Origin of the sequence: Curtobacterium sp. UNCCL20 (assembly GCF_900101675.1) — a bacterium.
Classification (GTDB): domain Bacteria; phylum Actinomycetota; class Actinomycetes; order Actinomycetales; family Microbacteriaceae; genus Curtobacterium.
Genome location: NZ_FNKG01000001.1, coordinates 195,132 through 206,648, shown reverse-complemented (window position 1 = coordinate 206,648; position 11,517 = coordinate 195,132). Strand labels below are relative to the sequence as shown.

Genomic DNA, 11,517 nt, shown 5'->3' with positions numbered 1-11,517 from the left:
ACATCCGCACCGAGTGGGGTCGTGCGTGGACGCTCAGCGCCGCACGGCCCCGCTCCTCGACGCGGAGCACCGCCCGGTATCGTTCCGGACGTGCGGAGGTTCTCGACGGTCGCTGCGGACGCCCTCGTCTGGGTGGTCTTCGCCGTGCTCTTCATCGGGGCCGCGCTGCTCGTGAAGGTCGCCGCGGCACTCCTCGGAGTGCTCGTCGTGCTCGCGCTCCTGCTCGGACTCGTGTTGCGGACGCTCCGGAAGCGCCGCGCCCGGCCGCGGCGCTGACGGCCCCGCCGGCGGCGCGCTGCACCGGCTGCTGTACCGGCCGCCCGTGTCACCCGGGGGACACGACCGATAGGCTTGCCCGGTGAGTGAAGTCGAGATCGGTGCTGGCAAGCGCGGACGTCGGGCGTACGCGTTCGACGACATCGCGGTGGTCCCTTCGCGTCGGACGCGCGACCCGCGCGACGTCAGCGTGCAGTGGTCGATCGACGCGTTCACGTTCGAGTCGCCGATCCTCTCGGCCCCGATGGACTCCGTCGCCTCGCCGGCCACGGTCATCCAGATGGGCAAGCTCGGCATGCTCGGCGTGCTCGACCTCGAAGGGCTCTGGACCCGCTACGAGGACCCGACCCCGTACTACGACGAGATCAAGACGCTCACCGACGGCAACGTCACGAAGCGCATGCAGGAGATCTACTCCGAGCCGGTCAAGGCCGAGCTGATCACCTCGCGCCTCGCCGAGATCCGTGCCGCCGGGGTCCCCGTCGCCGGGTCGCTCAGCCCGCAGCGTACGCAGGAGTTCTCGCAGACCGTCGTCGACGCCGGTGTCGACCTGTTCGTGATCCGCGGCACCACGGTCTCCGCTGAGCACGTCTCGCAGAACACCGAGCCGCTCAACCTCAAGAAGTTCATCTACGAGCTCGACGTCCCCGTGATCGTCGGCGGTGCCTCCACCTACACGGCGGCGCTGCACCTCATGCGCACCGGCGCCGCGGGGGTCCTCGTCGGCTTCGGCGGCGGCGCTGCGTCGACCACCCGGGCCGCCCTCGGCATCCACGCCCCGATGGCCACCGCCGTCGCGGACATCGCCGGCGCTCGCCGCGACTACATGGACGAGTCCGGCGGCCGATACGTGCACGTCATCGCTGACGGCGGGCTCGACACCGCGGGCGACGTCGTGAAGGCGATCGCGATGGGCGCCGACGCCGTGATGCTCGGCACCGTCCTGGCCCGTGCGGCCGAGGCGCCGGGCGGCGGGTTCCACTGGGGCGCCGAGGCGCACCACCCGGAGCTGCCCCGCGGTCGCCGGGTCGAGGTGGGCACGATCGGCCCGCTCGAGAACGTCCTGAACGGTCCGACCCCGACGTGGGACGGCCGCGCGAACATCGTCGGCGCACTGCGTCGGTCGATGGCGACGACCGGATACTCCGACGTCAAGGAGTTCCAGCGAGTAGAAGTGGTCGTGGCGCCGTACCACCAGCAGTGACGGTGGCACCCGTGCAGCGTCGCGGGTGACACCTCGGCGCCGTCCCGGCACGGAGGCGACGATGGCGAAGACGACCAGCAGCACCACGAGCACGACGAGCGCGATGCGGCCCGCGCGGGCGGAGAGCGCCGCACCGGGGGTGGGGTTCGACCCGGCCGCGAAGCTCGGCCCCGACGAACGCGCGGCCGCGATCGAGGTCATGAAGACCAAGGAGCTCGACGTCCTGGTCATCGGCGGCGGCATCGTCGGTGGGGGCAGTGCGCTCGACGCCGTCACGCGCGGCCTGAGCGTCGGGATCGTCGAAGCCCGCGACTGGGGTTCGGGGACGTCGAGCCGTTCGTCGAAGCTCGTGCACGGCGGCATCCGCTACCTCGAGCAGCTCAACTTCGCGCTCGTCAGGGAGGCCCTCATCGAACGCGGGCTCCTGCTGCAGCGGATCGCACCGCACCTGGTGAAGCCCGTCCGCTTCCTCTACCCGCTCAACCACCACGTGTGGGAGCGCTTCTACATCGGCATCGGCATGGCGATGTACGACGTCTTCAGCTGGTCCGGCGGCCGTCCCCCCGGCGTCCCGCACCACCGGCACCTCAGCCGGAAGCAGGTCCTCCGGAACATGCCGGGCCTGAAGAAGGACGCCTTCGTCGGCGGCATGACCTACTACGACGCGCAGGTCGACGACGCCCGGTACGTCGCCTCGCTCGTCCGCACGGCCGCGTCGTACGGTGCCCACGCCGCAGCGCGCGTCCGCATCGAGGGGTTCATCAAGGTCGGGGAACGCGTCGTCGGTGCCCACGCGCACGACATCCAGACAGGCGAGAAGTTCGACATCCGGGCGAAGCAGGTCGTCAACGCGACCGGCGTCTGGACCGACGACACCCAGGCGATGATCGGCACCCGCGGGCAGTTCAAGGTCCGGGCGTCGAAGGGCGTGCACCTCGTCATCCCCCGCGACCGGTTCCAGTCGAACACGGGCATGATCCTCCGCACCGAGAAGAGCGTGCTCTTCGTCATCCCGTGGGGCCGGCACTGGCTCGTCGGCACGACGGACACCGACTGGTACCTCGACAAGGCGCACCCGGCGGCGACCGCGGCGGACATCGACTACATCCTCGAGCACGTCAACAAGGTGCTCGCCGTCCCGCTCACCCGCGAGGACGTCGAGGGTGTCTACGCCGGACTCCGGCCGCTCCTCGCCGGCGAGTCCGACCAGACGTCGAAGCTCAGCCGCGAGCACGTCGTGGCGCACACGGTCCCGGGGCTCGTCGTCGTCGCCGGCGGCAAGTGGACGACCTACCGTGTGATGGGCAAGGACGCCATCGACGAGGCGGTCGCGGCGATGGACGGCAAGATCCCCGCGTCGACGACCCAGGACATCCCGCTGCTCGGCGCCGAGGGATACCCCGCCGCGTGGAACCGTCGCGGTCGCACCGCCCGCTCGTTCGGCGTCCACAAGGTCCGGATCGAGCACCTCCTCAACCGCTACGGGACCCTCGCGACCGAGGTCCTGCAGCTGGTGAAGCAGGACCCGTCCCTGGCCGAACCCCTGCCCGGGGCCGACGACTACATCGGTGCCGAGGTGGTCTACGCCGCCTCCCACGAGGGGGCGCTCCACCTGGAGGACGTCCTCGCCCGCCGCACCCGCATCTCCATCGAGGCCTGGGACCGTGGCGAGTCCGCCGCGCCCGTCGCCGCGAAGCTCATGGCGGACGTCCTCGGCTGGGACCAGGAGACCACCGAGAACGAGGTGTCGAACTACCTGAAGCGGGTCGCTGCCGAGCGCGAGTCGCAGCTGCAGCCCGACGACGAGTCGGCGGACCGCGTCCGTCTCGAGGCGCCGGACATCGCGTTCGGCTTCGACGAGGACGACGTGAAGGTCGACGGCGCGCCGACCGGCGGCGGGTCCGCGGAGGGCGCGAAGGCGTCCGACGAACAGGTGATCGGCGAGAAGACCACCGAACCGAACTGAACCGGACCCGGGTCGGACGCGGGTGGCGTCGACGACGGGTGTCGCGCCTCCAGGCTGTCGACTGCCTGGAGGCGCGACCCGCCCCCGTCAGCCGACCTGCGTCTCCGACGCGGTCCGGAGGGCACGGCGGCGCTCGCCGAACACGATCACCACCGGGATCGCGACCAGTGCGATCCCACTGGTGCCGTAGAGGACACCGGCCCAGGCGGTGTGCGCGCCGCCGCTGACGCCGTACCCGTCCGCGACGTCCATGCCGAGCTGGAAGCCGGCGAGGAAGAACGGGACCGCGCCCGCCGCGACGATCCCGAGCATCCAGGCGACGACGAAGTGCGGTTCCACGCGCCGCCACAGCGTGAGGATCGCGACCGTGATCGCCAGGGCGACGCCGATCGACGCGGTGACGAGGACGGCGACCACGTCACCGCGGACGTCGAACCCCTGCCGCTCGAGGTGCGCGTGGATCGCGCCGAGCGAGGAGCCCGGCACCGCCGCGAGCGGATCCAGCACGAGTTGCTGCACCGCGAGCAGCGCTGCGTACAGCGTCACGACCAGGACCCCGACGACCGCCACGACGATCCGTGTTCTCCCCATCCACAGAACTGTAGTGAGCGGAATGCGCGGACGCCCCCGGTGGTTATCATCGGGGTACTCGAAAAGGGAGCCATCATGGTCGACGTCCATCGCGTCAAACTCCCCGGAGTCGGCGTGCTGCACAGCTTCTACACCGACGACGGTGGCAAGTGCGGTGTCATCACGCACCGGTCGGGTCACTCCGACCTCATCTCCTTCGCGGACGTCTCGGACGGCGCGGACAAGTCGGAGAAGGTCTCGCTGCGCCTCAGCGAGGACGAAGCACACACGCTCGCCGAACTGCTCGGCGGCACCCGCATCACCGAGGGCCTCGACAAGCTCGACGAGATCCCGGGCCTCTCCATCGACTGGTTCTCCGTCGACTACGACGACGCCATCGCGGGCAAGCCCCTCGGGGACCTGCACGACTCCGGCTTCATCGGCCTGACCGTCGTCGCCGTGGTCCGTGGCGACAGCGCCAACCCGGCCCCGTCGTCCGACTTCGTCGTGTTCCCGGGCGACACCATCGTGGTCGCCGGTGCGCCCGAGAAGGTCGCCAAGGCGTTCTCCTTCTACCGCAGCGGACAGCTCGCGTCGGCGGCTGCCGAGGCGCCGCCCCGGAGCTAGCCGGTGCACCTGGGTGGTGAGCTGCTCACCATCGGCATCCTGTTCCTCATCGCCTACGTCCTCGGACGCCTCGGCAAGACGATCGGGTTGCCCGCGATCCCGATCTACATGGTCGTCGGGCTCATCGCGAGCCCGCACACCCCGTGGATCGGGCTGAACGTCGAGTCCCACACGATCGAGCTCATCGCGACCTTCGGGCTCATCCTGCTCCTGTTCAACCTCGGGTTGGAGTTCGACCAAGAGGAGTTCTACGGCAACGCCGGCAAGCTCCTGGTGTCCGGGGGCACCTACGTCGCCATCAACATGGGCGTGGGCTTCGCCTTCGGGTTCTCGCTCGGCTGGGGCACCCGAGAAGCCCTGATCATCGCGGGGATGACGGCGACCTCGTCGAGCGCGATCGTCACGAAGCTCCTCATCGAGCTGCGGCGACTGGCGAACGACGAGACGCCGATGATCCTCGGTGTCACCGTGATCGAGGACGTCTTCATCGCGATCTACCTCGCGATCGTCTCCGTGGTGCTGTCCGGCGACACGAACGCCTGGGCGGTGGTCGGCAAGCTCGCACTGGCGTTCGGGTTCCTGATCGTCATGTTCACCCTCGCCCGGTTCGCCGGCAAGTGGGTGTCGAAGCTCTTCGCGACCCGTGACGACGAACTGTTCACGGTGCTGTTCTTCGGCCTCGCCGTGATGTTCGGCGGCATCGGCGACCTGCTCGGCGTCACCGACGCGATCGGCGCGTTCGTCATCGGACTGCTCTGCGGGGCTACCCGGTACCGCGACCGCATCGAGCAGCTCGCCCTGCCGATGCGCGACGTGTTCGCGGCGTTCTTCTTCGTCAACTTCGGCCTCGGACTCGACCTGTCGACGTTCGGCGAGGTCCTCTGGCCGGTGCTCGGCGCCATCGGGATGACCGTCGCGCTCAACGCGATCGCCGGGCAGCTCGTCGCGCGGATGAACGGCTTCAACGTCCAGCAGGGCATCAACACCGCCGTCATCCTGGTGAACCGCGGCGAGTTCGCGCTGATCCTGGCGACACTCTCGGCGGCCGCGGGGCTCGAGGCACGGATCACCGCGTTCGCGGGCCTCTACGTCCTCGTGATGGCGATCCTCGGGCCGCTCCTCGCCGTCAACTCCGACCGCATCGGGCGCCTCGTGATCCGGCCCGCCCGGCTCGTCCGGCTGCGCTCGCGCCTCGGTGGCCGTCGCGCCGTCGCCGCTGCCGCCGCTGCCGAGGCCACCGAAGCGGCAGAGGCCGATGCCGCCGATGCCGCTGCGCTCCGCCGGGCCGAGCGGGACCGACAGTTCGCGGAGGAGTTCGCCCTCGTGGAGGCAGCGGGCAGGGAAGAGCGGGACAATGGGTCCCCGGAGGCATCCGATGCGTCGACGTCCGAACCCGTGACGTCCCCGGTCGAGATCCCCGCCGAGCGCCCTGAACGCCCGGTCCGACAGCGCGATCCGGAGTACTGATACGAATGTGGGCCGTTGCCCGACGACCGAGGTGGATCGCGCTGCTGCTGCTGGCGCTCGTGCTCGCGGCGGTGTTCGCGGGGCTGGGCAAGTGGCAGCTCGAGCGCAGCATCGCCAACGGCAAGCCACTGCCGGCGACCACCGAGACCCGCAAGACGCTCGACGCGGTGACGGGGCCCATGAAACCCGCGACCGAGTCGCTCGCGGGGCAGAAGGTCACCGTCACGGGCACGTTCGTCGCCGGTGACACCACCGTCCTGACCGGGCGGAGCGGCGGTGGGACGTACCAGACCGTCGGGCACCTCGTGGACTCCGGCAACGGCGGGAGCATCCCCGTGGTCATCGGCTGGTCGGACCAGCGGAAGGACGCCGTCGCCGGTGGGGACCGGCTGGCGGACGGCGCTGAGGTCACCGTCGAGGGCCGGTACTACCCCGCCGAGTCGCCCGACCAGGACACCTACGACAAGGGCGAGTACTCCGCGGTCGCCCCGGCACGGTTCGTGAACACGTGGAAGGCGTTCGATGACCGGATGTACCTCGGGTACGTCGTCGCCGACGGCACCACTGCCAAGGCGGCGGGCCTCGGCACCATCGCCGACCGCGCCCCCACGAGAGAGGTCCAGTTCGACTGGCTCAACCTCTTCTACGCGATCGAGTGGGTCGTCTTCGCCGGGTTCGCCGTGTTCCTCTGGTACCGGTTCGTGAAGGACGCGTGGGAGCGCGAGCAGGAAGAGGCCCGCGAAGCCGCCGAGCTCGCCGCCGAAGCCGCTGCGCTCCGACGGTAGGATGGCCGATATGGCTCTGACCGTCCGAACCCGCGACATCCCGAAGATCCCGGGTGCGGTGAAGTGGTACCGCGTCTCCGCGTACATCACCGGTGTGCTGCTGCTCGCCCTGGTGCTCGAGATGCTCATCAAGTACACGCCGCTGCACCTCGAGATGCAGCTCGGCGGTGGTGCGTTCTTCGTGCCGGAGGGCACCGCGGGCAAGGACCCGGGCACCTTCAACCTGTCGATCGGCATCCTCATCGCCCACGGCTGGCTCTACGTGCTGTACCTCTTCACGGACTTCCGTCTGTGGAGCATCATGCGCTGGAAGCCGATCCGCTTCCTGCTCATCGCCCTCGGGGGCATCATCCCGTTCATGTCGTTCGTGGTCGAGCACCGCATGCAGGAGATCGCCATGGACACCTACCACGAGCTGACCGCTGCACAGCAGCGTGAGAAGGAGGCCGCTCGGTGAGCGAGACCGAACAGCGTCCCGTCCTCGTCGTCGACTTCGGGGCCCAGTACGCGCAACTCATCGCGCGACGGGTCCGTGAAGCGAACGTCTACAGCGAGATCGTCCCGCACTCGATGACGGCGGACGAGATCCGCGCGAAGGACCCCGCGGCCATCGTGCTGTCCGGCGGTCCGTCGTCCGTCTACGAGACCGGAGCCCCGACTCTCGACGGCGGCATCCTCGAGCTCGGCGTCCCCGTGCTCGGCATCTGCTACGGCTTCCAGGCGATGGCGACCGCGCTCGGTGGCGAAGTCGCGAACACCGGTCTGCGCGAGTACGGCTCCACGGCAGTCGACGTCAACGGCACGGGCACCGGCAGCGTGCTGCTCGGTGGCCAGCCCGAGTCCCAGGTGACCTGGATGTCGCACGGCGACTCCGTCGCGAAGGCGCCCGAGGGCTTCGAGGTCCTCGCGTCGAGCCCGTCCACACCCGTCGCCGCGTTCGCCTCCGACGAGCGCAAGCTCTACGGCGTGCAGTGGCACCCCGAGGTGAAGCACTCCGTGTACGGCCAGGCCGTGCTCGAGAACTTCCTGCACCGGGCCGCCGGGCTCCCCGGCGACTGGAACTCCGCGAACGTCATCGAGGAGCAGGTCGCCCGCATCAAGGAGCAGGTCGGGTCCGCGCGGGTCATCGCCGGGCTCTCCGGTGGAGTCGACTCCGCCGTCGCCGCTGCACTGGTGCACAAGGCCATCGGTGACCAGCTGACCTGCGTGTTCGTCGACCACGGGCTCCTCCGCGCCGACGAGCGCAAGCAGGTGGAAGAGGACTACGTCGCCTCCACCGGTGTGCGCCTCATCACGATCGACGCCGAGCAGCAGTTCCTCGACGCCCTCGCCGGCGTCAGCGACCCGGAGCAGAAGCGCAAGATCATCGGGCGCGAGTTCATCCGCACGTTCGAGGGCGCGGCCGAGGCACTCGTGCTCGAGGCCCGCGCCGAGTCGGCCGAGGGGTCGGACGCCGGCGAGGTCGAGTTCCTCGTGCAGGGCACCCTCTACCCCGACGTCGTGGAGTCCGGCGGTGGCGCCGGTACGGCGAACATCAAGTCGCACCACAACGTCGGCGGCCTCCCCGACGACATGACGTTCGCGCTCGTCGAGCCGTTGCGCACCCTGTTCAAGGACGAGGTCCGTGCGGTCGGCCGCGAACTCGGGCTGCCCGAGGTCATCGTCGGCCGCCAGCCGTTCCCCGGCCCGGGGCTCGGCATCCGCATCGTCGGCGAGGTCACCAAGGACCGGCTCGAACTGCTCCGCGCCGCGGACAAGATCGCGCGCCAGGAACTCACCGCGGCCGGCCTCGACGAGGAGATCTGGCAGTGCCCGGTCGTCCTGCTCGCCGACGTCCGCTCCGTCGGTGTCCAGGGAGACGGCCGCACGTACGGGCACCCCATCGTGCTCCGTCCGGTCTCCTCCGAGGACGCCATGACGGCCGACTGGACCCGCCTGCCGTACGACACCCTCGCGAAGATCTCGAACCGCATCACGAACGAGGTGCCCGACGTGAACCGGGTCGTGCTCGACGTCACGTCGAAGCCGCCGGGGACGATCGAGTGGGAGTAGTCCTCCCACGGTGAAGGGGCCCGGCACGCGTCACGCGTGCCGGGCCCCTTCGCGTTCCCGCCCGGGCGTTCGCGTTCCTGGCGTCGCCGAGATCGCACTTGGTGACGCATTGCCGCGCGCATTCCCCGTCGAAGTGCGATCTCACGGCCGGGGTCAGCCGGCAGCCGCCCGCCGCCGCCGCCGCCCCCCGCGGTCGGCCGTCAGCCGTCCGCCGTCCGCGGTCGGCCGCCCGTCGCCCGCCGCCGCGAGCGGGCAGGACGCGCCGCTCGCGCGATGCCGAGCGGGCGCGACGTGCCGCCGGGCGACGGCGAGCGTGACGAACTTGGCCCGCTCGCCGCTCGCCGCCCGCCGCCGGCCGCCAGCCACCAGCTGCCAGCCGCCCGCCGCCGTCCCCCCGCGAGCGGGCAGGACCCGCCGCTCGCGCGATGCCGAGCGGGCGCGACGCGCCGCCGGGCGACGGCGAGCGTGACGAATTCGGCCCGCTCGGCGCCCGCCCCGCCCGCCCGCCCGCGCCGCGCCCGCCGCCCCGGCACCGCGGGGACGACGAAGGGCCCCGGCGTGTTCGCCGGGGCCCTTCGGGTCGAAGCCGTTCTTGCGCTGGCCGCTAGTTGCGCTGGCTGCTCGCGATGATGGCGAGGATGCGCAGGATCTCGAGGTAGAGCCACACGAGGGTGACGATGAGCCCGAAGGCCGCCGTCCACGCGTAGATCTTCGGAGCGCCGCGCTGGACGCCCGTCTTGATCTGGTCGAAGTCGAGGATCAGCGAGTACGCCGCCATGACCACGACGAAGATGCCGATGAGGACGCCGAGCGGGATGCCGAAGAGCGTCATGCCCATGAGACCGAATGCGGACTGCGTGACGCCGGTCCACATCAGGACGAGGTTGACGAGCGAGAACGCCATGTACCCGACGATCGCCACGAGGAAGAACCGGGTTGCCTTGGGGGTGGCACGGACCTTGCCCGACAGGAACAGCAGCAGCGTCACCGCGAACACCCCGAGCGTGCCGAACACCGCCTGCGCGACGATCCCGCCCGTCTCGGTGAAGTTGTACTCGAAGAAGTTCGAGATGCCGCCGACGAAGAGGCCCTCGAAGAAGGCGTACGTCAGGATGAGGCCCGGCGACGGCTTCTTCTTGAAGGTGTTGACGAGCGCCAGGACGAACCCGACGACCGCGCCGATGATCCAGACGATCGGGGGCAGGTTCCAGCCGGCGACCGCGCCGACGATCAGCACGCCGAAGGCGAGCAGCGTCTTGACGATCGTGTCTTCGTACGACATGCGGTCGGTGTCGACCGTGCTGGCTGCCGGACGGTCGTACATGTACTGCAGCTGCTCGGGCGTCATGCCGCCCTGTGCCTGCTGCGGGGTCTGTCCCCAGCCGGCCTGCTGCTGACCAGCGCCGCGCCCGCCCCAGGTGTTGGGCCCCTGGTTGTTGAAGGCGGGGGACTGGTCGAAACCGGGCTTGAAGGCCATGGTGTCCTCTTCCTTGGAGATTCGAGTCCTCTCAGCCTAGGGGCGCTCGGTCGCGGAAGGCTGAGGATTCGCGGCGAGCGGAAGCGGTCCCGGAGGACCTCGACGCAGCGAGCCTATGGGGATCCGCTGCGCGCCCGCCCCGAAGTCGTCGAGAACCAGCCGACCGTGCGCCAGCCGTCTGACGGACGCGTGCGGCGGGACAGCGGCGATCCGCGCCTCCAGGCCCGATCGCCGGGTACACCCACGTGACCAGCGCGACGGAGATCACCATCAGGAGCAGCCAGGCCACGATCTTCGTGGGCGCGACCGGGTGCCACGCCGCGGCCTGTGCCGGGTACGACCACACGCCCGCCCACGTCGCCACGTTCTCGGCGAACCAGATGAACAGCGCGACGAGCCCCATCGCGACGAGCACCGGCATCCGCAGTACCGTCCGGTGGATCCGCACGTGCATCATGGTCCGGGCGAAGAGCAGCGCGACCGCTCCGAGCAGCACGTACCGGGCATCCCAGACGAAGTGGTGCCCGAAGAAGTTCAGGTACACCAGGGCTGCGACGACGGCGAGGATCCACTGACGCGGGTAGCGCTCGAAGCGCAGGTCGAACAGCCGGTACACCCGGACCATGTACGAACCGACCGCGCCGTACATGAACCCGGAGAACAGGGGGACGCCGAGGACGACCAGGACTCCCGACGGCTCGTACGTCCACGAGCCCACGTGGGTCTTGAAGACCTCCATCGCGGTGCCGACCAGGTGGAAGAGCAGGACGACGCGGAGCTCCCGGACGGTCTCGAGCCCGAAGACGAGCATCGCGACCTGCAGCAGCACCGCGGTGACGGTGAGCACGTCGTTGCGGGCGCCGACGGGCACGGTCAGGTGCGCGATCGCCATCGCGGCGAGCAGCAGCGCCCCGAAGGTGCACGCCCAGGCCTGCTTCGCGCCGAAGACGAGGAACTCGGTGACGACCAGGCGGACGGGGCGGTGCGGCTGGTGGCCGGCGTCGAGCATGCGCCTCGCCGCGAGGTCGATCCGGTGTTCGACGGCGGTCGAGAGGGAGCGGACGGTCATGGGGCGATGTTCACCGGCGACGCC

General features: G+C 70.2%; 11 protein-coding genes. 8 read left to right on the top strand and 3 right to left on the bottom strand.

The genetic code is table 11. The annotated features are described in order from the left end of the window. The first annotated feature begins 90 nt into the window (after positions 1 to 90). The 3 genes from BLT36_RS00985 (at position 91) to BLT36_RS00975 (ending at position 3,446) form a co-directional block, all read left to right on the top strand. Positions 91 to 276: a hypothetical protein gene (locus BLT36_RS00985; RefSeq protein ID WP_092091150.1), complete on the top strand. Its 186-nt coding sequence runs from the start codon at positions 91 to 93 to the stop codon at positions 274 to 276. 82 nt (positions 277 to 358) lie between these two features. Further along, complete coding sequence (locus tag BLT36_RS00980; RefSeq protein WP_092091148.1) at positions 359 to 1,480, top strand: GuaB3 family IMP dehydrogenase-related protein; 1,122 nt, start codon at positions 359 to 361, stop codon at positions 1,478 to 1,480. A gap of 103 nt (positions 1,481 to 1,583) precedes the next feature. Further along, entirely contained in the window at positions 1,584 to 3,446 is a 1,863-nt protein-coding gene (locus BLT36_RS00975) for a glycerol-3-phosphate dehydrogenase/oxidase (protein WP_254787481.1), read from the top strand. Between the two features lie 87 nt (positions 3,447 to 3,533). On the opposite strand, the gene BLT36_RS00970 is transcribed toward BLT36_RS00975, so the two are convergent. After that, complete coding sequence (locus BLT36_RS00970) at positions 3,534 to 4,037, bottom strand: hypothetical protein (protein ID WP_139166305.1); 504 nt, start codon at positions 4,035 to 4,037, stop codon at positions 3,534 to 3,536. Between the two features lie 75 nt (positions 4,038 to 4,112). Here BLT36_RS00970 and BLT36_RS00965 point away from each other — a divergent pair, with 75 nt between their 5' ends. The 5 genes from BLT36_RS00965 to guaA are packed head-to-tail and all read left to right on the top strand — an operon-like array spanning position 4,113 to position 8,947. Further along, positions 4,113 to 4,643 carry a cation:proton antiporter regulatory subunit gene (locus BLT36_RS00965; RefSeq protein WP_092091142.1) on the top strand — a complete coding sequence of 177 codons (531 nt, stop codon included), beginning with the start codon at positions 4,113 to 4,115 and terminating at the stop codon, positions 4,641 to 4,643. A 3-nt stretch (positions 4,644 to 4,646) separates the two neighbouring features. Further along, entirely contained in the window at positions 4,647 to 6,110 is a 1,464-nt protein-coding gene (locus BLT36_RS00960) for a cation:proton antiporter (protein WP_092091140.1), read from the top strand. Between the two features lie 5 nt (positions 6,111 to 6,115). After that, positions 6,116 to 6,895 carry an SURF1 family cytochrome oxidase biogenesis protein gene (locus BLT36_RS00955; RefSeq protein WP_092091138.1) on the top strand — a complete coding sequence of 260 codons (780 nt, stop codon included), beginning with the start codon at positions 6,116 to 6,118 and terminating at the stop codon, positions 6,893 to 6,895. 10 nt (positions 6,896 to 6,905) lie between these two features. Then, on the top strand, positions 6,906 to 7,352 hold the full coding sequence (locus BLT36_RS00950) for a DUF3817 domain-containing protein (RefSeq protein ID WP_254787262.1): 447 nt from the start codon (positions 6,906 to 6,908) through the stop codon (positions 7,350 to 7,352). Beyond that, positions 7,349 to 8,947, top strand: a complete 1,599-nt coding sequence (guaA, locus tag BLT36_RS00945; RefSeq protein ID WP_092091134.1) for a glutamine-hydrolyzing GMP synthase — start codon at positions 7,349 to 7,351, stop codon at positions 8,945 to 8,947. Before BLT36_RS00950 ends, guaA begins: the two co-directional genes overlap by 4 nt. A 604-nt stretch (positions 8,948 to 9,551) precedes the next feature. On the opposite strand, the gene BLT36_RS00940 is transcribed toward guaA, so the two are convergent. Beyond that, positions 9,552 to 10,424 carry a Bax inhibitor-1/YccA family protein gene (locus BLT36_RS00940; RefSeq protein ID WP_092091132.1) on the bottom strand — a complete coding sequence of 291 codons (873 nt, stop codon included), beginning with the start codon at positions 10,422 to 10,424 and terminating at the stop codon, positions 9,552 to 9,554. A gap of 31 nt (positions 10,425 to 10,455) precedes the next feature. Next, positions 10,456 to 11,493 carry a DUF817 domain-containing protein gene (locus BLT36_RS00935; protein WP_092091130.1) on the bottom strand — a complete coding sequence of 346 codons (1,038 nt, stop codon included), beginning with the start codon at positions 11,491 to 11,493 and terminating at the stop codon, positions 10,456 to 10,458. Between the last annotated feature and the right edge of the window lie 24 nt (positions 11,494 to 11,517).